Here is a 22,447-nt window from a genome sequence, read left to right as displayed (position 1 = left end):
GACATGCTCTCCCCCGCCCTGGGCGCCATGAGCTCCGTTATGCGGTACTACCACGGCGGGCATCCGCGGACCCGCCCGCCGACCGGGTCCGGCCGGGACCGCCCGCAGAGGGCGGTCTCTGGCCGCCCATCTCCACGAGCCGATCCTGGAGGAGGCCTCTCTTCCGGAGCTCGACGGGGTGATGGCGCGCCTGGCCGGAGACGAGCCGGTCTGCTACACGGCAGAGGACCTGCGGGAGTTCAGGGCGGGCGGAAACCTGGCCTCTCACTCCCCGCAGGAATGACCTCCCCGGTCGACGCACGCATCCCGAAGCAGCGGGTCCGCATGGCCGTCAGCGCATCCGCTGCTCTTCCGCCAGTCGGCGGTAGTCCGCGGCGATGCGCTCCAGGTGGGCCACCGCCTCGGACCCGAAGTCGGCCGCCTTCTCCAGTTCAGCGAACAGCTCGGCGTAGGTCGCGATGTCGGCGGCACCGGTGAGGGTGGCCGTGGCCGTCTCGGTCGCGACCATCACCGCGTCCTCGTCGTAGACGTTGAAGCCGTGGCCGGGCAGCACGTGTACGGGCGTGGTCCACGGGATGACGCCGATGACCGCGCTGCCCTTCCGGGAGGCCGTCTCGATGATGTCCTCGATCTGCTCGGCCATGGTCTCGGCGGAGCCGAGCTGCCAGCGCAGGGCCCCCTCGGGCAGGACGAAGCGCTGGCGCACCGCCCCCTCGGCCAGCATGCGGCGGCGCTCCTGCCTGGCCTCCACCGCGGCCTCGGCCTCCTCGTCCGAGACCTTGTCCCGGGGGTCGTCGAAGATCACCCGGGTGTAGGCGCGCGTCTGAAGCGCCCCCGGTACCAGTACCGGGTGGAACGACCTGATCAGCGACGCCGATGCGGCCAGCCGGTTGAGCCGCCGCTGAAAGCCCGAGACTCCGCGGGCCAGGATGACCCGGCTGGCCGTCTCCTCCCGCAGCGCCTCCGCCAGCGACACCAGTCCGGTGCGCTCCTCATCGGGAACCTCGTAGGTCCGGCACAGCGCCGCCACGTCGTCCGCCGAGGGGAGCAGCAGCCCCCGCTCGATCTTGGAGACCTTGGACTGCGACATGCCGGCCGCCCGGCCCGCGCGGACCCCGCTGATCCCGGAGCGGGAGCGGGCCTCGCGCAGTGCACGGGCGAGCCGGTCGCGGCCTTCCCGGCCGCGGCCGGCCGCGCTGTCCTGACCAGGGGTCATACGCTCCGGTTCGCTCTCCATTCCTCCGGATGGCGTGCCCACCACTGCTCGAACGGCTCTGCCGCCGCGAGCGCGGCGTCTCTCGCCTTCCGGTACCGATCCAGGCTATCGGGGACCAGCTCCGCACCGATGAACTCGCCCGCCTCGCCGTAGTGCATGCGCAGCGGGTGCTCGTCGTCGATCAGCCAGAAGTCGTGGTCCACGACCTCGGTCGGCAGCTCGCGTTCGGCCAGGTCGAGAATGAAGACCTCTTCGCCGGCCTCGATGTTGAACAGGTAACCCCACTCGCACTCGTAGCGGAGGTAGTCGTTCAGCGGAGTCCGGAGAACATGCACCCGGTACTCGCGAATCCCGGCCTTCTCCTCCGCACGCAGGACTTCGAGCCAGGCGTTCTTCCGCTCCCAGTCGGGCTCGGGCTCTCCCGCCTTGTGCCGGGCGAAGTCGCCTCCGTCCGACTCGACCTCGTAGTGGTCCAGCGTCTCCAGTCGGAAGGCGGAGCGGGTCAGCTTGGTGTCGAAGTACGCTCCGAGTTCATCGGCCGTGAGCACGGGCGGCCTCCAGCAGCAGGGAAACGGGGATCTCCACGGCGAGCTCGCCGTCGGGCAGGGTGATCTCGGCGAGGTCGGCGGCTCCGAGAGCGCAGCCCTGAACGACCAGGGTGCCGCGGTCACTCGCATAGACGGTGGGGCAGGTACGCCCATCGTCACAGTCACCCGCGATCCGGGTCAGCGCCATTTCTCCTCCAGGGGGTAGAGGGCTATGCCATCATGACTGGAATAGTTCGACCGGCCGGCTCCGCGCCCGGCGCGGCAGCCCCTCCCATCAGGCACTCTGAACGCGAGGTTCGAGCATGGACTCCCCCTTGGTCATGTCCCGCGACCGCTTCCCCACCGGCCTGCCCGGCCGCCGCATCCCCCTCTCCGACGACGCCGCCACCGCCGGCCGCCCCTGGGGCATGGACCGCGCGGTCACCCCCGTTCGCGCCGCCGCCGCCGACGGGCGCCACGAGAGGCCGACCGAGAACCGCGTCGAGACCCGCCCCACCCAGCACAACGTGGACAACAAGGTGGAACCCGACACCCAGACCGTCACCGTGACCGACTGATGGACGGGCGCGTCCTCGTACTCGCCGACACCGGTGACGGCGAAGCCCGGCGGGTGGCCCGGGCCCTGCGGGAGCGCGGCCGGGAGCCCGCCTGGCTGGACCTGTCCTGGTTCCCCCGGCGCGCCGAGGTGTCGGCGCGCCTGGGCCCCCGCGGCTGGGAGGGCCGGATCGGCACCCCCGAAGGGTGCATCGGCCTGGAGGAGGTCGGCGCCGTCTTCTACCGGCACCTGGCCCCCTTCGACCCGCCCGCGTCGCTGAGCCCTCCGGAGCGGCGATTCGCCGAGGTGGAGGCGCGCTTCGGCATCGGCGGCGTCCTCGCCTCCCTGCCCGTGCGCTGGGTCTCCCGGCCCTCCGCGGTCGCCGACGCCGAGTACAAGCCGTTCCAGCTGGCGGCCGCCGCCCGCGCGGGATTCGCCGTCCCGGCCACGTGGACGGGCAACCACCCCGCGCGGGCCGCCGCGTTCGTCTCCGGGCAGCCGGAGGGCGCCGTGTACAAGGCGATCATGCACAAGGCCTTCAGCGAAGAGGGCGCCGTCAAGACCGTCTACACCGCCCCCGTCGAGGCAGAGGAGATCGACGAGCGGATCGCGGTGACGATGCACCAGCTCCAGCAGCGCGTGCGCGGCGCCCGCGACGTGCGGGCGCTGGTCACCGCGTACGGCAGCGAGGCCGTGGAGATCGGCTACGCGGACGGGCACCCCCGCCTGGACTACCGCGCCCACTACGGTGCGCTCGCCTACCGGCGCACCCGGCTCGACCCCGGCACCGAGCGGTGCTGCCGGCGGCTGCTGTGGACACTGGGCCTGCGGCTGGGCGTGTTCGACCTCGCCCGCACCCCCGAGGGGCGGTTCCTGTTCTACGAGGTCAACCCGGCCGGGCAGTGGGCCTGGCTCGAAGAGGAGACCGGCGCGCCCATGGCCGGGCTGGTCGCCGACGAACTCACCTTGGGAAGGGCACCGCGATGACGGAGCCGGAAGAGTCTTCAGCGGAGGCGCTCGCCGAGCGGGAGTGGCGCCTCCTCGCCCGCGAACTGGCCGACCCGCTGCCCGCCGGCGCATCGGTGCGCTCGGCCTTCGCTCGCGTGCCCCGGCACGTCTTCGTCCCCTCCTTCTATGAGTGCGACGGGGAGGACCACCGCGAAGTGGCCTCCGGCGACCCGCGCTGGCCGGAGGCCGTCTACGCCGACGAGACCCTGACGGTCCAGATCGGCGAGACCCCGCTGGGGCCGCGCCCCGCCTCTTCCTCCACCCGCCCGTCCCTGATGGCCGCCATGCTGGAGGCCCTGGATCCGGCCCCCGGGATGCGGGTCCTGGAGATCGGCACCGGGACCGGCTACAACGCCGCGGTGCTGGCCGCGCTGCTCGGCGACGAACACGTGGTCACCCTGGACATCGACCCGCGGCTGAGCAGGGCCGCGCGCGAGCGCCTGGCCGAGGCCGGGTACCGCCCCACCGTCGTGACCGGCGACGGCGCCGCCGGCTGCGCCGAGCACGCGCCCTACGACCGGGTGATCGCGACCCACGCGGTCGAGCGGGTGCCCTGCGCGTGGGTGGCCCAGACCCGGCCCGGCGGGGTGATCCTCGCCGACGTGCGCTCGGTGGGCGCACCCGGCATCGGCCACCTCGCCCGGCTGACCGTCCGCGGCGACGGGACCGCCGACGGCGGCTTCGACGTGTCCGCCCCGGGCGTGTTCATGCCGGACCGGAACGGGACGGGCCTGCCGCACTTCACCGGGCGCACCGGCTTCGACCTGCGCGACGCCTCACCGCGCCGGACGGATCTGGGAAGCGGCGCCCTGGAGGACCCGGGCTTCGCCTTCGCCCTGTGGAACGCGCTGCCGGACATGACCCTGCTGCCGGGGCCGCAGAGCCTCCTCTCCACCCCGGACGGCTCCTGGGCGATCATCGGCGCCCCCTCGGACGAGGTCCGCGTGGCCGGCCCCCGGGACCTGTGGGCCGTCGCCGAGAGCACGCACAGCGATTGGCGGAGGGCCGGGCGCCCCGGCATCGCCGAATACCGGATCCGCGTGACCCCGCATGGCCAGCGCATCACCATGCCCCTCTGACCGGGTCCCGGCGCCCCGCCCCGACCGGCCCGGCGCGCACGGCGCGCGCCGCGGCGCCGGAGGGCGGGCGGGCCGGCAGGCGTGTTCAGGGCGAGGTCGCGGCGGTGCGGACGGAACGGGCGACCACCGCTCTCTTCGTTCTTTCTCCGGGGGGGAGCAGGGCCGGGGGCTACTCCGGGTCCCCGTCGACCAGGCGGGGGATGCCCAGCGGGTTGGCGTCGCGGAGGGCCTCCGGGAGGAGGGGGTCGGGGACGGACTGGTAGGCGACCGGGCGGAGGAACCTGCGGATGGCGGTGGAGCCGACCGAGGTGTGCAGCACCGAGGTGGAGGCCGGGTAGGGGCCGCCGTGGTGCATGGCGTGGGTGACCGAGACGCCGGTGGGCCAGCCGTTCCACAGCACCCGGCCGGCGTGCTCGGAGACCGCCGCCAGCAGGGCGGGGGCGACCTTGTCGGACTCCTCGCCGTGCACGGTGGAGGTGAGCTGGCCGTGCAGCGCCCCGGCGACGTCCAGCAGCCGGGACTCGTCGTCGTAGCGGACCACCAGCGACGCCGGGCCGAAGCACTCCTCCAGCAGGCCCTCGGGGTCGGCGAGCAGCGCGTCGGCGTCGGCGGCCAGCAGCGACGGGGTCCACCCGTCGGCCCCGCCGTCGGCGCCCCGGACCAGCACCTCGACGCCGGGGCGGGCGGAGAGCCGGTCCAGCCCGGCGGCGAAGCCGCCGGCCACCCGGTCGTTGAGCAGCCGGGCCGCGGCGCGGCCCTCGACGTCGGCGACCAGCGGCCCCAGGTCGGCCTCCCGGGGCACCAGCAGCACGCCCGGCTTGGTGCAGAACTGCCCCGCCCCCTGGGTGAACGACCCGGCGTAGCCCTCCAGGATCTCCGGGCCGCGGGCCGCCATCGCCGCCCGGGTGACGAACACCGGGTTCACGCTGCCCAGCTCGCCGTAGAACGGGATCGGGTCCGGGCGCGAGGAGGCCAGGTCGAACAGGGCCCGCCCGCCCGGGATCGACCCGGTGAAGCCCACCGCCCGGGTGCGCGGGTGCAGCACCGCGCGGCGCCCGGTCTCCTCCCCGTAGACCACCGCGAACGCCCCCTCGGGCGCGCCCGCCCCGGCCAGCGCGGCGGCGACGGCCTCCCCGGTCGCGCGGGCCAGCAGCGGGTGCCCCGGGTGCGCCTTGACCACCACCGGGCACCCTGCGGCCAGCGCCGACGCGGTGTCGCCGCCGGCGGTGCTGAACGCGAACGGGAAGTTGCTCGCCCCGAACACCGAGACCGGGCCGATCGGCACCAGCATCCGGCGCACGTCCGGCCGCGGCCCCATCCCCCAGGTGCCGTCGGCCCGGTCGATCGAGGCCTCCAGGTAGCCGCCCTGCTCCACCAGGTCGGCGAAGAACCGCAGCTGGAAGGTGGTGCGGCCGAGCTCGCCGCGGCAGCGCGGCTCGGGCAGGGAGCTCTCCCGGATCGCGATCGGGACCAGCTCCTCCGCCGCGGAGTCCAGCGCGTCCGCGGCGGCGCGCAGCAGCGCCGCCCGCTCCGCCGGGCGCGTCGCGGCCAGCACCGGGGCCGCCCCGGCGGCCCGCTCCATCACCCGGTCCAGCGCTTCCTCGGTGGTGTCGGCGGGGATGCCCGTCATGGCCGTGTCCTTTCCGCGTCGGCGGCCCGCGCCCGCCCGATCCAGGCCCGGTACCACTCGAAGGAGTCCTTGGGGGTGCGCTCGCCGCTGCCGAAGTCGACGTGCACCAGGCCGAACCGCTGGGTGTAGCCCTCGGCCCACTCGAAGTTGTCCAGCAGCGACCAGGCGAAGTAGCCGCGCACGTCCACCCCGTCGGCGGCGGCGCGGGCCAGCGCGCGCAGGTGCCCGTCGAGGTAGGCGATGCGCTCCGGGTCGGCGACCCGTCCGGCGCCGTCCGGTGCGTCCGCCCGGGAGCAGCCGTTCTCGGTGACGAGGATCGGCGGCAGCGCGGCGCCGTACCGCTCCAGCAGCCCGGTGAGCAGCTCGTGCAGCCCGCCGGGGACCACCGGCCAGCCGAAGCCGGTGACCGGGGTGTCCGGGAAGGCGTCGGTGTAGGGCGGCAGCGCGAACGGCAGGCCGTCCCCGGGGCCGGGCGGGGCGACCAGGGTCGGGTTGTAGTAGTTGACGCCGAGCGCGTCCGCCGAGCCGTGGATCTCCGCCAGGTCGCCGGGGCGGACCGCGCCGGCGAGCGGCTCCGCCCAGCCGTCCGGCAGCTCCGGGTAGGCGCCGAGCAGCAGCGGGTCGAGGAAGACCCGGTTGTGCAGGGCGTCGTAGGCGCGGGCGGCCTCCTCGGCCGCCTCCCCGCCGCCGGGCAGCGGCCGCACCGGGGTCAGGTTGTTCACCGGCATCGCCTCCCGGCCGGCGGCGCGGATCAGCGCCGCGGCGCGGGCGTGCGCCAGCAGCTGGTGGTGGGCGGCCGGAAGCGCGCCGGCCAGCAGCGCCTTCCCCGGTGCGTGCACACCGAAGGCGTACCCGAAGGCCATGTGCACGAACGGCTCGTTGAGGGTCCCCCACCGCCGCACCCGGTCGCCGTAGCGCTCCAGGGCGACCGCGGTGTACTCGGCGAACGCGTCCACCGTGCCGCGGGAGAGCCAGCCGCCCGCCTCCTCCAGCGGGCTCGGCAGGTCCCAGTGGTACAGGGTGGGCACCGGCTCGATGCCCGCCTCCAGCAGCCGGTCGATGAGCCGGTCGTAGAAGGCGGCGCCGGCGCCGCTCACCGCGCCCCGCCCGGCGGGCAGGATCCGCGGCCAGGCCAGCGAGAACCGGTAGGCGTCCGCCCCCAGCCGCGCCATCAGCGCGACGTCCTCGGGGTAGCGGCGGTAGTGGTCGCAGGCGGTGCGCGCGGTGGCCCCGCCGGCGATCCGCCCGGGTTCGGCGGCGAAGGCGTCCCAGATCGACGGGCCGCGCTCGTCGGCGCCCCCTTCCACCTGGTGCGAGGCGGTCGCGGTGCCCCACAGGAAACCGCTCGGGAATTGCGGGACGCTCTGCGGCCCGGACGGGATCACGAAGCGCGCTCCTTAACAGGCCGGAATCGGCCAAACCGGTGTCCCCGCCGGTAGCGGGCGGCCGCCCCGGATATTACGGGAACCGTCCGTTTCCGGAAAGGCATCATAGGTTCGTGATGACTACCTCTCGCAGTTCCACCGGCACGGCGCTGTCCGTCGAACCCGCCCTGGCCCACGCCCCGCTCCGCCGCCGCCCGGCGCAGCAGCGCAGCAGGGAGCGGGTCCGCAGAATGCTCGACGCCTGCGCCGAGCTGCTCGACGAGGCCGGCTACGGCGAGCTGTCGACCACCCGGATCGCGGAGCGGGCCGGGGTCGCCATCGGATCCGTCTACCAGTTCTTCCCGGACAAGCGCGCCATCACCCAGGCCCTCGGCCTGCGTTATCTGGACATGTTCAGCTCCCGGGTGGGCGCCCGCATCGAAGAGGGCGGATTCGGCCATTGGAGCGAGGCCGTCGACGTCGTCATCGACGAATACCTCGACATGCACCGAACCGTCCCGGGATTCCGCAGCCTGCATTTCGGCGACGTGGTCGACGTGAACCTGCTCGATTCCGGCGCGGACAACAACGGGGTCATCGCGACGCGCCTGCGCGAGCTGCTCACCGCGCTGGCCGGGGCCTCCGAGGGGGACCGGCTGGACCGGGCGGTCACCGTGGCGGTGGAGGCCGCCGACGCGGTGCTGAAGCTGGCGTTCCGCCGCGACCCCGACGGCGACCCGGCCCTCATCGAGGAGACCAAGCTGATGCTCCGCGCCTACCTCGGCCGGCACGTGGACTGAGCCCGCGGCCCCTTCCGCGGAACCGGGCCCGCGGAAGGGCGATGATCTCGGCGTTGCGGGGGCATCAGAGCGCTCTGATGCCCCCGCAACGCCGAGATCATCGGATCCCGCCGGGGACTAGCCGTGCACCCGCTCGGCGAGTTTGCGGGCGGCGATCAGCACCGGGTCCCAGACCGGCGAGAACGGCGGGGCGTAGCCGAGGTCCATGCCGCTCATGTCGAGGACGTCCATGCCGTTCCAGAGCGCGGTGGCGAGCACGTCGACCCGCTTGGCCGCGTTCTCCCGGCCGACGATCTGGCCGCCCAGCAGCCGGCCGGTGTCCCGCTCGGCGAGCAGCTTCAGCTTCATCGGCCGGGCCCCGGGGTAGTAGCCGGCCCGGGAGTCCGACGTCATCACCACCGTCTCGTAGGCGAACCCCGCCGCCGCGGCCTCGGCCTCGTTCAGGCCGGTGCGGGCCACCTCCACCGCGCAGATCTTGGTGACGGCGGTGCCCACCACCCCCTCGAACCGGGCGTAGCCGCCGCCGATGTCGATGCCGGCGACCCGGCCCTGCTTGTTGGCGTGGGTGCCCAGCGCGATCGCGGCCGGCGCCCTGCTGACCCGGTGGAACACCTCCACGCAGTCCCCTGCGGCCCACACGCCCGGCACCGAGGTGCGCATCCGGGCGTCCACCTTGACGCCGCCGGTGGGGCCGGTCTCCAGGCCGGCCTCCTCGGCCAGCCGGCCGTCCGGGCGCACGCCCAGGCCCAGGCAGACGATGTCGGCGGGGTACTCGCCGCCGGTGTCGGTGTGCACCGCGCCCACCCGGCCGCCGTGGACCGCGACCGCGGTGGCGCGCTCCCCGGTGCGCACCGCGATGCCCATCTCCTCCATCGCCTCGCGCACCAGGGCGCCCATGTCCGGGTCGAGGGTGCCCATCGGCTCGGGCCCGGAGTCGATGACGGTGACCTCCAGGCCGCGTGTGAGGAACGCCTCCGCCATCTCCAGCCCGATGTAGCCGCCGCCGACCACCACGGCCCGGCGCGGCCCGTGCCGCTCCAGGAAGGCCGACACCTCGGTGCCGTCGTCCAGGGTCTGCACCCCGAACACCCCGTAGGCGTCGAATCCGGGCAGGTCAGGGCGGCGGGGTCGGGCCCCGGTGGCGATCACCAGGCGGTCGTAGCCCTCGGTGTACTCGCCGTCCGGCCCGGTCGCGGTGACCTCGCGGCGCTCGGTGTCGATCGCGGTGACCTCGGTTCCGGTGCGCGCCTCGATGGCGTGGTCGCGCCAGAAGACGGCGGGGGTCCGGGCGATCAGGTCCTCCGGACTGGGTACGGTTTTCCCGACCAGGTAGGGGATGCCGCATGCGGAGTAGGACGTGTGGGAGCCTCGTTCCAGGGCGACGATCTCCAGGTCCTCCGGACCGATCCGTCGGCGCGCCTGGGAGGCCGCGCTCATGCCCGCCGCGTCGCCGCCGACGACGACGAGGCGTGGCCGGGCGTTCATCTCTCGCTTCATACGGCCTCTCCCGCCGGATACCGGTGCTTCGGCCCGCCCGCGTTCCATGGGATCATCCCTGAGCGACGGTCGGGCGACTTGGTGGCTTTCTCCGTGATCACCCACGATTGTCTAGGAGGGCGACGTACGTGACGGAACCGGCACCGGTATTCACCGGCGGGGTCGACCACGAACGACTCACGTCCCAGCTCCGGTTCATCCTGGAGACGGACAAGCTCAAGCGTATTCTCCGGCGGAATCTGCTGGTCGACGGCTCCCGGAGGGAGAACGACGCCGAGCATTCCTGGCACCTGGCGCTGACCGCGCGGATCTTCGCCGAGTACGCCCCCGCGGGCACCGACATCGACCGCGTGGTGGAGATGCTGGTGCTCCACGACATCGTGGAGATCGACGCCGGGGACACCTTCGTCTACGACAGCGAGGGCGCCGCCACCCAGGACGAGCGGGAACGGGCCGCCGCCGACCGGATCTTCGCGATCCTGCCGGAGGACCAGGCCGCGCAGACCCGGGCGCTGTGGGACGAGTTCGAGGCCCGCGCCACCCCCGAGGCCCGGTTCGCCAAGGCCGTGGACCGGCTGGCGCCGATGCTGGCCAACTGGCACACCGAGGGCGGCACCTGGGTGCGCAACGGGGTCACCCGCGCCCAGGTGATGGAGAAGGTCAAGGTCATCGCCGAGGGCTCGGAGGCGCTGGGCGCCTACGCGGCCGCGCTGATCGAGGACGCCGACCGGCGGGGCTACTTCCGCTGAGCCGCCGCCGGCCCGCTCAGAACTGCACCACCAGCTGCACGACCGCGGCCAGTCCGACCGCCACCACCACGGCGCGCAGCACCCCGGGGCGGAGCCGGCGGCCCAGGCTCGCGCCGGCGTAGCCGCCGACCACCGAGCCGCCCGCGATCAGCCCCACGGCGGCCCAGGCCGGGTCGGCGAAGACGGTGTAGAAGACCGCCGCGGTGGCGTTGACGATGAAGGCCAGCGCGTTCTTCAGCGCGTTGATCCGCTGGATGCTGTCGTCCAGCGCGGTGCCGAGCATGCTGAGCAGGACGATGCCCTGGGCCGCCGCGAAGTAGCCGGCGTACACCCCGGCGCTGTACACCCCGACGGGCAGCAGCGGGCCGCCGTCCGGCCGGGCGGCGGCCCTGCGGGACCGCGCCCAGGCGGCGATCCGCGGCTGGGCGATGATCAGCACGCAGGCGAAGCCGATCAGCACCGGGACCACCCGCTCGAACACCCCCGCCGGGAGGTTGATCAGCAGCGCGCCGCCGGTGACCGCGCCCAGCAGCGACATGGCGCCGAAGCGCAGCACCCGGCGGCGCTGCCCGCGCAGCTCGCGCCGGTAGCCGATGGCGCCGCTCAGCGATCCGGGGGCCAGCCCGATGCTGTTCGAGATGGTGGCGGTCACCGGCGGGTAGCCCAGGGCGAGCAGCACCGGGAAGGTGAAGAGCGTCCCCGAGCCCACCACCGCGTTGATCGCGCCGGCCCCCATGCCCGCGGCCAGGATCGCGAGCGCTTCCCACAGTTCCATCGGTCGACCTTCGGTGTTCGGATCACACTGGGCAATACTGCATACAATCTACGCACTCGACGCACCCCGGCGGACACCGGGCGCCCCGATCACGTTCCGTGGACGTGTGATCGCTCTTCGCCGTTTTGGCTATGGCCCACACGGGCTATTTCAGAAATGGGCCGAATGGGGACTGTTGATCATGTGCCGAGGTCCGTAGTTTCATCCCCAGCGGTGCGGAGGGGCGCCGCGCGCCGAAACGACCGATTCGACCGCTCTCCGGGAGGGGCCGGTGTCCGCACCGGACCGGAGCAAGCGCGTCCCGCACGGCCCGATGGCGCCCGTCCCCCGTACGTGTACACACATGCTGATCTTGGGAGTGGGGCGACATGTGGACCGCTGAACTGAGTCTCCAGGCCAACTGCCGCGAGACCGACCCCGACGCGCTGTTCGTGCAGGGCGCGGCGCAGAACCGCGCGAAGCTCATCTGCCGCGGCTGCCCGGTGCGCACCGAATGCCTGGCCGAGGCGCTGGACAACAGGGTCGAATACGGCGTCTGGGGCGGCATGACGGAAAGGGAGCGGCGGGCGCTGCTGCGCCGCCGCCCCGATGTGACCTCGTGGTGGGACCTGCTGGAGAGCGCCCGCCGCCAGTACGAGGGGGTCGACGCCGCCGGGTAGGCGGCGCTTCCCCCGCGGCCGGCGCCCTAGTCCCCGGGCCCGGCCCCGTCGGTCTCCCCGAGCCTCATCCGGCCGAACGCGTCACCGATCCCCTCCATCGCCCGGGACATCTCCGAGGGGACGATCCACACCTTGTTCGCCTCGCCCTGCGCGATCTCCGGGAGCTTCTGCAGGTAGTGGTAGGCGAGCATGTCCTTGTTGACGTCGCCGTTGCGCAGCGCCTTGAACACCATCTGGATGGCGTCGGCCTCGCCGCGGGCGCGCAGCGTCTTGGCGTCGGCCTCCGCCTTGGCGGCGATCATCTCCGCGTCGGCCTCGCCGCGGGCCCGGAGCACCGCGGCCGACTGCTCGCCCTCGGCGCGCAGGATGGCCGACTGCTTCTGGCCCTCGGCGGTGAGGATCTCGGCGCGCTTGTCCCGGTCCGCGCGCATCTGCTTCTCCATCGCCTCCTGGACCGACTCCGGGGGTTCGATGGCCTTCAGCTCGACCCGGCTGACCTCGATGCCCCACTCCTCGGTGGCGTCGTCGAGGACCGACCGGAGCTCGCGGTTGATCTGGTCCCGGGAGGTGAGCGTCTGCTCCAGGTCCATACCGCCGACCACGTTGCGCAGCGTCGCCGAGGCGAGCTGCTCGACGGCCTGGATGAAGTTGGCGACCTTATAGGTGGCGTTATAGGGATTGGTCACCTTGATGTAGACCGCGGTGTCCACGTTGACCGAGAGGTTGTCCTGGGTGATGGCCGCCTGCGGCGGAAAGCTCACCACCTGGATGCGCATGTCGATGCGCTCCCGGATGTGGTCCACGAACGGGATCACGATGTTGAATCCCGATTTCATGTCGCGGTGGTGGCGGCCGAACCGCTCCACCACGAACACCATCGACTGCGGGACGATGCACACGCTGCGCCAGCCGATGACGAGCAGGATCGCCACGAAGACCAGCAGGATGAGGACTATGGGAAGCATCGGGGGCGACTCCGGACTCTCCTGTCGGGGGCGGCACGTTCGGGCGTACGCCGCGATCATAAAACCCGGAGAACGGCGGCGTTTGCGGAAGTACCCCGCAAAGCCGCCCGGCGCCCGCCCTAACCTGCTTCTTCACCGTTCAGGAAAGGAAGTGGAAATCCCAGGGCGGCCCATTGCGGCCGACCGGGATGCCCCCTTTCCCCTCATCCGCTACACGCGTCACACCGCGCGCGCCGTCCACCGCTCGCCGTTCTGCTCCACCTTCAGCGCCAGCCCGAAGGTCTCGCCGAGGTTCTCCGGCGTCATCACCTGCTCCAGCGGGCCCGCGTCGACCACCCGGCCGCCGCGGACCAGCAGCCCGTGGGTGAACCCGGGCGGGATCTCCTCCACGTGGTGCGAGACCACCACCAGGGCGGGCGAGTCCAGGGTCCCGGCCAGCCGCCCCAGCCGGCGCAGCAGGTCCTCCCGGCCGCCCAGGTCCAGCCCGGCCGCCGGCTCGTCGAGCAGGAGCAGCTCCGGGTCGGCCATCAGCGCCCGAGCGATCAGCACCCGCTTCCGCTCCCCCTCGGAGAGCGTGCCGAACCGCCGCCCCTCCAGGGAGAGCACGCCCCACTGGGAGAGCAGCGCCCGCGCCCGGCCGAAGTCGGGGGTCTGGTACTCCTCGCCGAACCGGCCGAGCAGCCCGTAGGAGGCGCTGATCACCAGGTCCAGCACCGCGGCCGAGTCGGGGATCCGGTTGGCCACCGCGGAGCTGGCGAAGCCCACCAGCGGGCGCAGGTCGGCCGGGTCGGCCTCGTCCAGCGACTCCTCCAGCAGCTCCACCGCGCCCTCGGCGGGGCGCTGCTCGGTGGCGGCGACGGCGAGCAGCGTGGTCTTGCCCGCCCCGTTCGGGCCGAGCACCACCCAGCGCTCGTCCTCCTCCACCGTCCAGTCCACACCGCGCAGCAGATCGGCGCCGTCGCGCCGCACCCCCACGCCGCTCATCCGCAGTACATGGCCCCTCATCGACGCTCCCGTCCTCCCTGACGCCGCGGGCTTCCCACCCCCAGCGAACCTACTCGACCCTGACGCGCCCCGGTCCGCGGATCCGGGGAACACCAGGGTCGCCTCCCGATCCCCCGGCCGGCCCGCCGGACCATACTCGTAGCCATGAACGACTCTCCCGGAACCCACGTCATCGCGGACGCGCCCCGCACGCCGGTGCCGTCCGGGATCCGCGCCTCCGACGCCGAGCGCGAGCAGACCGGCGCGGTGCTCGCCGACGCGCTCAGCGACGGCCGCCTCGACCAGGAGGAATACCTGGGCCGACTGGACTCCGCCTACGAGGCCAAGACCGTCGGCGAGCTGGCCGAGCTCACCGCCGACCTCGGCCAGGCCGCCCCGATCGGCGCGGCCGCGGCGGCCCCCGCCGACCCGGCCCGGTCGACCGGCAGTGAGAACATCGTCTCGGTGCTCGGCAGCGCCGAGCGCACCGGCCGCTGGCTGGTCGAGCCGCGCACCAACGCCTCCACCCTGCTGGGCAGCGTGGTGCTGGACATGCGCGAGGCCGTCTTCGCCCAGCCCTCCACGACCGTCCAGTGCGCCGTGCTCCTCGGCAGCCTGGAGGTGATCGTGCCGCCCGGCGTCACCGTCCAGGACCGGACCGCCTCCGTGCTCGGCCACTCCGAGGTGTCCCGCTCCGGCACCGATGGCGGCGGCGGCCGCGCCTCGGTCGTCCTGACCGGCATCACCCTGCTCGGCTCGGTCTCGGTGCGCACCGCGGCCCCCTCGGACTCCCCGGCCTGAGCCCCGGCATGGCATATTCGTCACACAGCACCGAGCAGGGGAAGGCCGTCATGGACCCGGAGAAGATACGCGCCTCCGACGCCGACCGGGAGCGCGTCGCGGACCGGCTCCGCGAGGCCCTCGCCGAAGGCCGGCTCGACCAGGGCGAGCACGAGGAGCGGCTGGACGAGCTGTACCGGGCCAAGACCGTCGGTGAACTCGCCGTGGTCACCCGGGACCTCCCCGCGGAGGAGCCGGGCGGGCAGGACCGCCCCGGCCTCTCCACCGACGAGGCCCGCCGGCTGGCCGCCTCGGGCCAGGGCCGGGAGAACATCGTCGCCGTCTTCGGCGGGGCCGAGCGGAAGGGGCGGTGGCTGGTCGAGCCGCGCACCAACGCCTCCACCATGTTCGGCGGCATCTCGCTGGACCTGCGCGAGGCGGTGCTCTCCCAGCGCGAGGTCACCATCCAGTGCGCGGTGCTGTTCGGCGGGGTGGACATCATCGTCCCGCCGGGCGTGCGTGTGGTGAACAACACAACCGCGATCTTCGGGGGGACCTCGCTGCACGGCACGGATGCCGTGGTCGACCCCAACGCGCCCGTCGTCCGGCTCACCGGGACCTGCCTCTTCGGCGGAATCGACGCCAAGGCGAAGTCACCGAAGCGGAAGAAGGGCACGTCCTGGTGGTGACCTGCAGGTAACGGCAGGGTGACGTCGGGCGGAACGCTGCGCGCCTCCCGGCCGCCCCGGACACCTGCGCCTCAGGGCGGCCGAGTACCGTGGTCAACGCGATGAACGAGCACTCCACCCTCCTGGTCACGGTGACCGGACGCGACCGCCCCGGCGTGAGCGCCCGGCTGCTGTCCACTCTTTCCGTCTTCCCCGTGGTCCTCGTCGACCTGGACCAGGTCGTGATCGGAGGGCGGCTGGTCCTCGGCGCACTGCTCGCCGTGGACGAGGGCGTCGCCCCCGGCGTCAGCCGGGACCGGGTCTTCGAAGAGGTCCGCAGCGCCGTCGAGAAGACCTCCATCGACCTGGAGATGGAGGCCGAGTTCGCCTCCGGCGACGACCGGGTCACCGCCGTCTCCGAGGGCCGGCTGCACGTCACCGTGCTGGCCGACCCGCTGCGCCCCGGCGCGCTGAGCGCGATCACCTCCGCGGTCGCCCGCGCCGGCGCCAACATCGAGCGGATCGAGCGGCTGGCCAGCTACCCGGTCACCTCCATCGAGCTGGAGGTCTCCGGAGCCGACCCGGAGCGGCTCCGCGGCGACCTCGCCATGGAGGCCGCCACCCAGCAGATCGACGTCGCCCTGCAGCCCGCCGGCCTGCAGCGCCGCGCCAAGCACCTGATCGTGATGGACGTCGACTCCACGCTGATCCAGGGCGAGGTCATCGAGCTGCTCGCCGAGCACGCCGGCTGCGCCGACGAGGTCGCCCGGGTCACCGCCGAGGCGATGCGCGGCGAACTCGACTTCGAGGAGTCGCTGCGCCGCCGGGTCGCCCTGCTCAAGGGGCTCGACGCGAGCGCGCTGGACGCGGTCCGCGAGCGGCTGGTCCTCACCCCGGGCGCCCGCACCCTGGTGCGCACCCTCAAGCGGCTCGGCTACGAGTTCGCCATCGTCAGCGGCGGCTTCACCCAGATCACCGACGCCCTGGTGGACCGGCTCTCGCTGGACTACTCCGCGGCCAACACCCTGGAGATCGTCGACGGCAAGCTCACCGGCGGCCTGGTCGGCCCGGTCATCGACCGGATGGGCAAGGCGGTCGCCCTAGAGGGCTTCGCCGAGAAGGCCGGGGTCCCGCTCTCCCAGACGGTCGCCATCGGCGACGGCGCCAACGACCTGGACATGCTCCGCGCCGCCGGCCTCGGCGTCGCGTTCAACGCCAAGCCGGTGGTCCGCGCCCAGGCCGACACCACGGTGAACGTCCCCTACCTGGACACCATCGTCTACCTGCTGGGCATCTCCCGCGAAGAGGTCGAGGCCGCCGACCGCCAGGGCTGACCCGGCCCCTCCGGCGGCCATCGCGGGCACGCCGGCCGGGCCCGGCACCGGGCCACCCCTTCCACAACGGGTGAGCGAGCGCGTACGCTGCGGAACCGACATGGGCCCCGGCCCTCTCCTCCGCCCCTCCCCTGCGAGGCCCCCTTGCCCTCCGACAGCACCGCCCGCCGGACCGCCGGCGGCCCCGACCCGGCCGCGCTCGCCGCCGCGGCCGAGCGCTGCGTACGGGACACCGCGCGCCTGCTCGCCTCCGCCACCGGGCCGCCGGCCGTCGCCGCCAAGGGCAGGTTCGATCCGGTGACCGACGCCGACACCGCCGCCGAGGAGCACCTCCGCCGGACGCTGCGCACCGCGGTGCCCGCCTCCGCCGTGGTCGGCGAGGAGGGCGGCGGGCGCGCCGACCCCGGCGGGGTCACCTGGTACGTCGACCCGATCGACGGGACCGGGAACTACCTGCGCGGCATCCCGCTCGCCTGCATCTCCGTCGGCGCCGCGGTGCGCGGGCGGCTGGTCGCGGGGTGCGTCTACGACCTGTCCCGGGACGAGTGCTTCTCCGGCGGGCCGGGGCTGCCGCTGCGGGTCGACGCCGCGGTCCGGCCGATCGCCGCCGCCGGCGCGCCCGCCCCGCTGGTCCTCACCGACATCCCGCTGCCCGGCCGGGCCGGCGAGCGGGAGCTGCGCTTCCTCGCCGACCTGCTGGACCTGGCCGAGGTGCGCCGGATCTACTCCACCGCGCTGGCGCTGGCCTGGGTCGCCGCGGGCCGCGCCGACGCCGCCTGCAACACCGGCGTCCATCCCTGGGACGTGGCCGGCGGCGCGGCCCTGGTCCGCTCCGCGGGGGGCGTCTACACCCCGATCGGCGCCCCGCTCCCCGACCCGCACGGCGACCCGGTGCCGCCGGAGCTCGCCCCCGCCTTCACCGCCACCGCCCCCGGCGCCCGCGCCCGCGCCTTCGGCCGCGTCCTCACCGAGCGGGTCGCCGGCCTGGTGGAGTGAGCCCCCTCCCCCGATCACCGCCCCCGGCGGGCCGGCGGGGCCCGCTCAGCCGGCGGCCGCGGCGCGCAGCGCGTCCACGCAGGCCGTCACCGGGGGCGCCTCGGCCGCGGTCCGCCAGGCCGCTCTGATGGTCCGGCGCAGCGACGGCCGCACCGGGACGAACCGGACCCGCTCCGGTCCTGGGGAGCGGCCCATCTCCGGGACCAGCGCCACCGCCAGCCCGGCCTCCACCAGGGCCATCTGGGTGGGCAGCTCGGTGAGGGAGAAGGAGATCCGCGGTTCGAAGCCGGCCGCGCGGGCCGCCTGGATCAGCCCCTCGCAGGGCCCGGTGCCGGGCGGGCAGCTCGCCCACACCGCGTCGGCGAGCTCCGCCAGGCCCACCCGGTCGCGCCCGGCCGGCCCGTGCCCCTCCGGGAAGGCCACGTAGACCTCCTCGTCCACCAGGTCGACGGCGGAGACCCCGGCGGGCAGCGGGATCGGCCGGGACGCCCAGCTCTCCACCAGCACCAGGTCGAGATCGCCGCGCATCAGCCGGGGCAGCAGGTCGACCACCTCTCCGTCGCGCACCCGCGGCTCGACCCGGGGGTGCTCGGCCAGCATCCGGGAGAGCGCCCCGACCAGCAGCGAGCGCACCGCGCTGCCCACCCCGCCGATGCGCAGCGGCCCCATCACCTCCTCGCCGAGGTCGTCCAGGTCCCGGCGGGCCCGGGCGAGCCGGTCGAGGACCTGCTCGGCGTGGTCGACCAGCACCCGACCGGCCAGGGTGAGCCGGACCGTGCGGCCGTCCGGTTCGAGCAGCGGGCGCCCGGCCTCCCGCTCCAACTTGGCGAGCTGCTGGGACATGCCCGACGGCGTCACGCTGCGGGCCTGCGCCGCCTTCGCGATGGAGCCGTGCTCGGCGACCGCGGCCAGGGCGCGGAGACGTTCGATACTGAACACATCACCGAATCTACCGAATACCGGCGACGAATCATCGCTTTTAATGATCGGTCGATGGGGCCAGAGTAGGGATCATGCTCCAGCGAATCGACCCGGTACTGCTCGCTCTCGCGGGCGCGGCCTGCACCTCCGTCTCCGGCGCCTTCGTCAAGGCGTCCGGGGCGGACCCCGGCACCGCGGCCTTCATGCGCTGCGCCCTCGCCCTGGTGCTGCTGGCGCCGATGGCCCTCGTCGAGCTGCGCCGGCTGGGCCGCCGCCCGGCCCGGTTCCTCTCCGCCGACTTCGCCGCCGGCCTGCTGCTGGGCACCGACTACGTGCTGTGGACCGCGAGCATCGAGCGGGTCGGCGCGGGCATCGCCACCGTGCTGCTCAACATCCAGCTGGTGGTGTTCCCGCTGCTCGCCCTGGTCTTCACCGGTGCCCGGGTGCCCCGGTCGTTCCTGGTCGCCGCCCCGGTGATGCTCGCCGGGGTGGCCCTGGCCGCCGGGATCGCCGACCCCGGCTCCGGCACCGCGGGGCACGGCGGCGACGCGCTCCTCGGACTGGTCTACGGCTGCGCCGCGGGGGTCGCCTACGCCGGCTACCTCTTCCTGTCCCGGCTGGGCGGCGGCCGCGAGCACTCCTCGACCCCGGTGTGCACCTCGACCATGGGGGCCGCCGTCGCCGCCGCGATCGTCGGCGGCCTCTGGACCGGGATCCACCCCGGTGAGCTGGACCCGGCCGGATGGGGCTGGCTGGCCCTGCTCGCCCTCACCGGGCAGGTGCTGACCTGGCTGCTGGTCGGCGCCGCACTGCCCCGGCTGGCCCCCAGCACCGGCGCGGCCGTGCTGGTGCTGCCCCCGGTGCTGGCGGTCGGCGTCGGCGCGCTGTTCCTCGACGAGTACCCCTCGGGCCTGCAGATCGCCGGCTGCCTGCTGGTGGTCCTGGCGGTCTGGGCGACCGAGCGCGCCGCCCGCCGCGGCACCCGGGGACGGCCGGAGCCCGGCACCGGGACCGGCACCGCTCCCGGCGGCGACGCCGGCGGGGACGCTCGGCCCGCCCCCGCCCCGGAGGACCTCGACGGCCTGCCGGAGGCCGGCGGGCGGCCGCGCGAACAGGCCTGAGACGGCGCCCGGCCCGCGCCGCCCGCCGGAATCCCCGGCGATGGGGCGGGCGGCCGCGATCGGCGGCGGAGCGCGGCGCTAGGGGGCGGCCAGCAGGGAGCCCCGGCCGATGTCGGTGATGTACAGCGGCAGCCGCGGTTCCAGGGCGCGGAGCACCTCGGCCGCATTGCCGCCCCGGGCGGCCTCGTACTCGTCCAGGGTGAGGCCCACGACCTGGAGGAACCGGACGCGGCCGTGCGGCGTGCCGATCGCCCCCAGCTCCGGGTCCTCGGTGAAGGCCAGGGCGTGCACCTGCGAGGTGCTGTCCGGGCCGCCCAGGGGCCGACCCACCCGCATGGTGTGGCCGGCCGCGAACGGGTTGCCCGACCGGAAGACGTACCTTCCCAGGCTCTGCAGCAGGACCGCCGCCCACATCGGCGGCCGCTCGTCCTCCGGGGCGCGGGCCACCCGAACGGTGAACTCGAAGCCCCAGCCGGACTCGGCGGGGTCGTCGGTCTGCTTGGTGTAGAGCTCGGTCATGCCGTAGCCGACCAGGTGCCAGTGCGGCACCGGTTCGGTGCGCGGGTAGAAGTCGATCCCGTCGATCGGGTCCGGCCCGCCCAGCGCCCACGGGTGCTCGGTCCCCGCGTGCAGCGGCACCGCGTCCCCGTAGATCCGCTCCAGCGCGGCGCCGATGGCCTGCCGGCCGACGGCGGTGTCCTCTTCTTCGGTCATGCCTTCTCCGGTCATGGCCGTACCGACGGCCCCGCACCGGATCCGGTTCCCCTGGAGCGGCGCCCCCTGCGCCCGTTCTCCCCGGTCCTCCACCTGACGGGCCGGCCGTGGGGGAGGCCCCGGAGGGGACTCCGGGCACACGAAAGAGGGGACCCTTGCGGATCCCCTCTTCGAAAGAAAGTCCGGCGGCGACCTACTCTCCCACCCCGCACCATGGAGGCAGTACCATCGGCGCTGGGAGGCTTAACGACCGGGTTCGGAATGAGACCGGGTGTTGCCCTCCCGCTATGGCCGCCGAAACCCTAGCCCGCCACCCCGTGAGGGGCGCGGAAACCTGTGCGTTTCAGCTGTCCCTGAGCATAGCAACATCCCAGGTCGAGGCCAAATCGGCGCGGGCCGCGCTCACCAGGTCGGCCGGATGAGCCCCGGGGGCGCGACCTCCCCCAGGCTCCGCCGCAGCTCGGCCAGGCGCCGCTCGCCGAGCACCCCGGCCCACTCGGCGGCCGCCTCGGCCGCGGCCTCCTCCGCCGCCCGGGTGCAGGCCCGCCCCGCGTCGGTGAGCACCACCAGGCGCGCCCGGGCGTCCGCCGGGTGCGGGCCGCGGCGCACGTACCCCTTCCGCTCCAGCTCGTCGATGAGCTGCCCGGCGGCCTGCTTGGTCACCCCGAGGTGCTCGGCCAGCTCGGTGACGGAGGCCCCGCCCCGGGAGAGGCGCACGAAGGCGAAGCCGTGCGCCGGCCGCAGTCCGCCGAAGCCCCGCCGGGCCACCCCCTCGTCGATCCGGTCCACCAGGGACCCGGCCGCGGACAGCAGCAGGGCCGCGAGCCTCAGTCCGTCGTCATCGCCCATGTCCCCATCTTGACAGAAAAGACAAGTTCCTTGACCATATTCCCATCAGTTTCCGTCAAGCAGCTTGACCATTCGACGCGACCGCCCGAGGAGCCCCCATGCCCGTCGTTCGCCCCGCCGACGCCGTCGTCCACGAGATGCACGGCAGCACGTTCACCGCCTTCGCCAACCCCGGCACCGGAAGCAGGGAACTGTGCGCCTGGCGCGTGCAGACCCCGGCCGGCACCCGGGGAGCCGCCCACACCATCACCCGCGAGGAGGTCTTCCTCGTCACCGAGGGGGAACTCCACCTGACCATCGAAGGCCGGACCGAGCGGCTCCGCGCGGGCGACGTCGCCATCGCCCCGGCCCGCTCCGAGCTCCGTCTGGACAACCTCTCCTCCGGCCCCGCCTCGGCCTGGGTGACCACCGGTGTCGGCCTGGCGGGCGTACTGGCCGACGGCTCGATCGTCGCCCCGCCCTGGGCCGGCTGACCCCGGGGCGCCCCTCCGACCGGGCGAGCCCTGCCGACTGAATTCCCACCAGAAGCGGCTGCGTCCCCGGGATCACAGGGGATCCGGGGCCGCCTCGGTCCTGTCCGGCTATTCCTCGGTGGTCCGCAGATCCACCACGGTCCAGCCAGAGGTCGACCTCGGCTTGATGATCACGCACGTGTAGTCGGTGTGCCCCGCCCCACCGGGACCGCTCTCCATTTCGTAGCCGCCGACGACCTCGTACTCCGACCATTCGGCACTGGTCAGGGTGACCTCGGGGGAGGCATCGAACTCCAGATCGATCCGGGTTTCCAGGTCGCGCTCCATGGCGCGCTCGATGTGGTCCTCACACCCGGCCGCGGCGTTCTCAGGGGTGGGCTCGACACCGCCGCACGCGGTGGCACCCAGGGCCACGAGAAGGAGGGCGGAGGTGAGGCGGATAGGGCGCATGGTGCTCCGATCTGGGGATGTGCAACCCAAGAGTAGAGACATCCGATAACGGCACCGAAAGGCCCCCGGAGCAGAAAAGCAGCCGACGGGCCTTCAAATCCTTCTTCAATCCCAGACAAGTTTTCACATGTTCACAAGGAAGCGCACAAGGAAAGGCGGGACCCCCCGAAGAGAACCCCGCCCAACCCAGAAAAAGAAATGCGGCGGCGACCTACTCTCCCACCCCCACCATGGAGGCAGTACCATCGGCGCAGGGAGACTTAACGACCGGGTTCGAAAAGAGACCGGGTGTGACCCTCCCGCCATGACCACCGCAAACCCAACAGACCCGC

Annotated in this window: 25 protein-coding genes and 2 rRNA genes; 12 read left to right on the top strand and 15 right to left on the bottom strand. The window is 73.7% G+C overall.

The window, feature by feature from the left end; translation table 11 throughout:
- Window positions 1-331 precede the first annotated feature (331 nt).
- From J0910_RS02840 to J0910_RS02830, 3 genes are read right to left on the bottom strand one after another with little or no spacing between them, the layout of a single operon-like run.
- Window positions 332-1,216 (bottom strand): helix-turn-helix domain-containing protein, encoded by an 885-nt coding sequence (locus tag J0910_RS02840; RefSeq protein WP_420156938.1) that lies wholly within the window; start codon window positions 1,214-1,216, stop codon window positions 332-334.
- Window positions 1,213-1,764 carry a DUF6879 family protein gene (locus tag J0910_RS02835; RefSeq protein ID WP_420156937.1) on the bottom strand — a complete coding sequence of 184 codons (552 nt, stop codon included), beginning with the start codon at window positions 1,762-1,764 and terminating at the stop codon, window positions 1,213-1,215. The genes J0910_RS02840 and J0910_RS02835 overlap by 4 nt, the downstream gene beginning before the upstream one ends.
- On the bottom strand, window positions 1,748-1,951 hold the full coding sequence (locus J0910_RS02830; RefSeq protein ID WP_420156936.1) for a hypothetical protein: 204 nt from the start codon (window positions 1,949-1,951) through the stop codon (window positions 1,748-1,750). Before J0910_RS02830 ends, J0910_RS02835 begins: the two co-directional genes overlap by 17 nt.
- A gap of 115 nt (window positions 1,952-2,066) precedes the next feature.
- On the opposite strand from J0910_RS02830, the gene J0910_RS02825 reads away from it, so the two are divergent.
- From J0910_RS02825 to J0910_RS02815, 3 genes are read left to right on the top strand one after another with little or no spacing between them, the layout of a single operon-like run.
- Entirely contained in the window at window positions 2,067-2,321 is a 255-nt protein-coding gene (locus tag J0910_RS02825; RefSeq protein WP_420156935.1) for a hypothetical protein, read from the top strand.
- Entirely contained in the window at window positions 2,321-3,286 is a 966-nt protein-coding gene (locus tag J0910_RS02820; protein ID WP_420156934.1) for an MvdC/MvdD family ATP grasp protein, read from the top strand. The genes J0910_RS02825 and J0910_RS02820 overlap by 1 nt, the downstream gene beginning before the upstream one ends.
- Window positions 3,283-4,386 (top strand): methyltransferase domain-containing protein, encoded by a 1,104-nt coding sequence (locus tag J0910_RS02815; RefSeq protein WP_420156933.1) that lies wholly within the window; start codon window positions 3,283-3,285, stop codon window positions 4,384-4,386. The genes J0910_RS02820 and J0910_RS02815 overlap by 4 nt, the downstream gene beginning before the upstream one ends.
- A gap of 169 nt (window positions 4,387-4,555) precedes the next feature.
- Here J0910_RS02815 and J0910_RS02810 read toward each other — a convergent pair whose 3' ends face one another.
- Entirely contained in the window at window positions 4,556-6,016 is a 1,461-nt protein-coding gene (locus J0910_RS02810) for an aldehyde dehydrogenase (NADP(+)) (RefSeq protein ID WP_420156932.1), read from the bottom strand.
- Window positions 6,013-7,401, bottom strand: coding sequence for a GH1 family beta-glucosidase (locus tag J0910_RS02805; protein WP_420156931.1), 1,389 nt, complete (start codon window positions 7,399-7,401; stop codon window positions 6,013-6,015). The genes J0910_RS02810 and J0910_RS02805 overlap by 4 nt, the downstream gene beginning before the upstream one ends.
- A 230-nt stretch (window positions 7,402-7,631) precedes the next feature.
- On the opposite strand from J0910_RS02805, the gene J0910_RS02800 reads away from it, so the two are divergent.
- Window positions 7,632-8,180 carry a TetR/AcrR family transcriptional regulator gene (locus J0910_RS02800; RefSeq protein ID WP_420161871.1) on the top strand — a complete coding sequence of 183 codons (549 nt, stop codon included), beginning with the start codon at window positions 7,632-7,634 and terminating at the stop codon, window positions 8,178-8,180.
- A 117-nt stretch (window positions 8,181-8,297) separates the two neighbouring features.
- Here J0910_RS02800 and J0910_RS02795 read toward each other — a convergent pair whose 3' ends face one another.
- Entirely contained in the window at window positions 8,298-9,665 is a 1,368-nt protein-coding gene (locus J0910_RS02795; RefSeq protein WP_420156930.1) for an FAD-dependent oxidoreductase, read from the bottom strand.
- Between the two features lie 140 nt (window positions 9,666-9,805).
- Here J0910_RS02795 and J0910_RS02790 point away from each other — a divergent pair, with 140 nt between their 5' ends.
- A complete protein-coding gene (locus tag J0910_RS02790) occupies window positions 9,806-10,426 on the top strand; it encodes an HD domain-containing protein (RefSeq protein ID WP_420156929.1) in 621 nt (206 codons plus the stop codon).
- Between the two features lie 16 nt (window positions 10,427-10,442).
- Here the strand turns inward: J0910_RS02790 and J0910_RS02785 are convergent, their stop codons facing one another.
- Window positions 10,443-11,201: a sulfite exporter TauE/SafE family protein gene (locus tag J0910_RS02785; RefSeq protein ID WP_420156928.1), complete on the bottom strand. Its 759-nt coding sequence runs from the start codon at window positions 11,199-11,201 to the stop codon at window positions 10,443-10,445.
- A 368-nt stretch (window positions 11,202-11,569) separates the two neighbouring features.
- Here J0910_RS02785 and J0910_RS02780 point away from each other — a divergent pair, with 368 nt between their 5' ends.
- Entirely contained in the window at window positions 11,570-11,860 is a 291-nt protein-coding gene (locus tag J0910_RS02780) for a WhiB family transcriptional regulator (protein WP_420156927.1), read from the top strand.
- 26 nt (window positions 11,861-11,886) lie between these two features.
- Here J0910_RS02780 and J0910_RS02775 read toward each other — a convergent pair whose 3' ends face one another.
- Window positions 11,887-12,825: an SPFH domain-containing protein gene (locus tag J0910_RS02775; RefSeq protein ID WP_420156926.1), complete on the bottom strand. Its 939-nt coding sequence runs from the start codon at window positions 12,823-12,825 to the stop codon at window positions 11,887-11,889.
- 219 nt (window positions 12,826-13,044) lie between these two features.
- On the bottom strand, window positions 13,045-13,830 hold the full coding sequence (locus J0910_RS02770) for an ABC transporter ATP-binding protein (RefSeq protein WP_420156925.1): 786 nt from the start codon (window positions 13,828-13,830) through the stop codon (window positions 13,045-13,047).
- Window positions 13,831-13,974: 144 nt separating this feature from the next.
- Here J0910_RS02770 and J0910_RS02765 point away from each other — a divergent pair, with 144 nt between their 5' ends.
- The 4 genes from J0910_RS02765 (at window position 13,975) to J0910_RS02750 (ending at window position 17,587) form a co-directional block, all read left to right on the top strand.
- The gene (locus tag J0910_RS02765) at window positions 13,975-14,610 is read left to right on the top strand and encodes a DUF1707 SHOCT-like domain-containing protein (RefSeq protein WP_420156924.1); all 636 of its coding nucleotides are present in this window, start codon (window positions 13,975-13,977) and stop codon (window positions 14,608-14,610) included.
- Window positions 14,611-14,660: 50 nt separating this feature from the next.
- Complete coding sequence (locus tag J0910_RS02760) at window positions 14,661-15,278, top strand: DUF1707 SHOCT-like domain-containing protein (RefSeq protein ID WP_420161870.1); 618 nt, start codon at window positions 14,661-14,663, stop codon at window positions 15,276-15,278.
- A gap of 101 nt (window positions 15,279-15,379) precedes the next feature.
- On the top strand, window positions 15,380-16,591 hold the full coding sequence (gene serB / locus J0910_RS02755) for a phosphoserine phosphatase SerB (protein WP_420156923.1): 1,212 nt from the start codon (window positions 15,380-15,382) through the stop codon (window positions 16,589-16,591).
- A 144-nt stretch (window positions 16,592-16,735) separates the two neighbouring features.
- Window positions 16,736-17,587 carry an inositol monophosphatase family protein gene (locus J0910_RS02750; protein ID WP_420156922.1) on the top strand — a complete coding sequence of 284 codons (852 nt, stop codon included), beginning with the start codon at window positions 16,736-16,738 and terminating at the stop codon, window positions 17,585-17,587.
- Between the two features lie 45 nt (window positions 17,588-17,632).
- Here the strand turns inward: J0910_RS02750 and J0910_RS02745 are convergent, their stop codons facing one another.
- Window positions 17,633-18,526: a LysR substrate-binding domain-containing protein gene (locus J0910_RS02745; protein WP_420156921.1), complete on the bottom strand. Its 894-nt coding sequence runs from the start codon at window positions 18,524-18,526 to the stop codon at window positions 17,633-17,635.
- A 74-nt stretch (window positions 18,527-18,600) separates the two neighbouring features.
- Between J0910_RS02745 and J0910_RS02740 the strand changes: the two genes are divergently transcribed.
- On the top strand, window positions 18,601-19,629 hold the full coding sequence (locus J0910_RS02740; protein WP_420156920.1) for a DMT family transporter: 1,029 nt from the start codon (window positions 18,601-18,603) through the stop codon (window positions 19,627-19,629).
- A gap of 78 nt (window positions 19,630-19,707) precedes the next feature.
- Here the strand turns inward: J0910_RS02740 and J0910_RS02735 are convergent, their stop codons facing one another.
- The 3 genes from J0910_RS02735 to J0910_RS02725 all read right to left on the bottom strand — a co-directional run bounded on the left by J0910_RS02735 (window position 19,708) and on the right by J0910_RS02725 (window position 21,192).
- Window positions 19,708-20,343 carry a suppressor of fused domain protein gene (locus tag J0910_RS02735; protein ID WP_420156919.1) on the bottom strand — a complete coding sequence of 212 codons (636 nt, stop codon included), beginning with the start codon at window positions 20,341-20,343 and terminating at the stop codon, window positions 19,708-19,710.
- A gap of 180 nt (window positions 20,344-20,523) precedes the next feature.
- A 5S ribosomal RNA gene (gene rrf / locus J0910_RS02730) occupies window positions 20,524-20,642 on the bottom strand.
- Window positions 20,643-20,745: 103 nt separating this feature from the next.
- A complete protein-coding gene (locus J0910_RS02725; RefSeq protein WP_420156918.1) occupies window positions 20,746-21,192 on the bottom strand; it encodes a MarR family winged helix-turn-helix transcriptional regulator in 447 nt (148 codons plus the stop codon).
- Window positions 21,193-21,290: 98 nt separating this feature from the next.
- Here J0910_RS02725 and J0910_RS02720 point away from each other — a divergent pair, with 98 nt between their 5' ends.
- Window positions 21,291-21,665 (top strand): cupin domain-containing protein, encoded by a 375-nt coding sequence (locus tag J0910_RS02720; RefSeq protein ID WP_420156917.1) that lies wholly within the window; start codon window positions 21,291-21,293, stop codon window positions 21,663-21,665.
- Window positions 21,666-21,773: 108 nt separating this feature from the next.
- Here the strand turns inward: J0910_RS02720 and J0910_RS02715 are convergent, their stop codons facing one another.
- Both J0910_RS02715 and rrf (J0910_RS02710) read right to left on the bottom strand, forming a co-directional pair.
- On the bottom strand, window positions 21,774-22,115 hold the full coding sequence (locus tag J0910_RS02715) for a hypothetical protein (protein WP_420156916.1): 342 nt from the start codon (window positions 22,113-22,115) through the stop codon (window positions 21,774-21,776).
- A gap of 198 nt (window positions 22,116-22,313) precedes the next feature.
- Window positions 22,314-22,431: ribosomal RNA gene (gene rrf / locus J0910_RS02710) — 5S ribosomal RNA — on the bottom strand.
- Window positions 22,432-22,447: the final 16 nt, after the last annotated feature.

The sequence above is a fragment of the Nocardiopsis oceanisediminis genome (assembly GCF_048595525.1).
Lineage (GTDB): Bacteria > Actinomycetota > Actinomycetes > Streptosporangiales > Streptosporangiaceae > Nocardiopsis_A > Nocardiopsis_A oceanisediminis.
This window is presented reverse-complemented; position numbering and strand designations above follow the sequence as displayed.

Bases quoted from the DNA above. Each gene is read 5' to 3' on its own strand.
- J0910_RS02840 (WP_420156938.1), bottom strand. From the start codon at position 1,216: ATGACCCCTGGTCAGGACAGCGCGGCCGGCCGCGGCCGGGAAGGCCGC.
- J0910_RS02830 (WP_420156936.1), bottom strand. From the start codon at position 1,951: ATGGCGCTGACCCGGATCGCGGGTGACTGTGACGATGGGCGTACCTGC.
- J0910_RS02825 (WP_420156935.1), top strand. From the start codon at position 2,067: ATGGACTCCCCCTTGGTCATGTCCCGCGACCGCTTCCCCACCGGCCTG.
- J0910_RS02820 (WP_420156934.1), top strand. From the start codon at position 2,321: ATGGACGGGCGCGTCCTCGTACTCGCCGACACCGGTGACGGCGAAGCC.
- J0910_RS02815 (WP_420156933.1), top strand. From the start codon at position 3,283: ATGACGGAGCCGGAAGAGTCTTCAGCGGAGGCGCTCGCCGAGCGGGAG.
- J0910_RS02810 (WP_420156932.1), bottom strand. From the start codon at position 6,016: ATGACGGGCATCCCCGCCGACACCACCGAGGAAGCGCTGGACCGGGTG.
- J0910_RS02800 (WP_420161871.1), top strand. From the start codon at position 7,632: ATGCTCGACGCCTGCGCCGAGCTGCTCGACGAGGCCGGCTACGGCGAG.
- J0910_RS02795 (WP_420156930.1), bottom strand. From the start codon at position 9,665: ATGAACGCCCGGCCACGCCTCGTCGTCGTCGGCGGCGACGCGGCGGGC.
- J0910_RS02785 (WP_420156928.1), bottom strand. From the start codon at position 11,201: ATGGAACTGTGGGAAGCGCTCGCGATCCTGGCCGCGGGCATGGGGGCC.
- J0910_RS02780 (WP_420156927.1), top strand. From the start codon at position 11,570: ATGTGGACCGCTGAACTGAGTCTCCAGGCCAACTGCCGCGAGACCGAC.
- J0910_RS02775 (WP_420156926.1), bottom strand. From the start codon at position 12,825: ATGCTTCCCATAGTCCTCATCCTGCTGGTCTTCGTGGCGATCCTGCTC.
- J0910_RS02770 (WP_420156925.1), bottom strand. From the start codon at position 13,830: ATGAGGGGCCATGTACTGCGGATGAGCGGCGTGGGGGTGCGGCGCGAC.
- J0910_RS02765 (WP_420156924.1), top strand. From the start codon at position 13,975: ATGAACGACTCTCCCGGAACCCACGTCATCGCGGACGCGCCCCGCACG.
- J0910_RS02760 (WP_420161870.1), top strand. From the start codon at position 14,661: ATGGACCCGGAGAAGATACGCGCCTCCGACGCCGACCGGGAGCGCGTC.
- serB (WP_420156923.1), top strand. From the start codon at position 15,380: ATGAACGAGCACTCCACCCTCCTGGTCACGGTGACCGGACGCGACCGC.
- J0910_RS02740 (WP_420156920.1), top strand. From the start codon at position 18,601: ATGCTCCAGCGAATCGACCCGGTACTGCTCGCTCTCGCGGGCGCGGCC.
- J0910_RS02735 (WP_420156919.1), bottom strand. From the start codon at position 20,343: ATGACCGAAGAAGAGGACACCGCCGTCGGCCGGCAGGCCATCGGCGCC.
- J0910_RS02725 (WP_420156918.1), bottom strand. From the start codon at position 21,192: ATGGGCGATGACGACGGACTGAGGCTCGCGGCCCTGCTGCTGTCCGCG.
- J0910_RS02720 (WP_420156917.1), top strand. From the start codon at position 21,291: ATGCCCGTCGTTCGCCCCGCCGACGCCGTCGTCCACGAGATGCACGGC.
- J0910_RS02715 (WP_420156916.1), bottom strand. From the start codon at position 22,115: ATGCGCCCTATCCGCCTCACCTCCGCCCTCCTTCTCGTGGCCCTGGGT.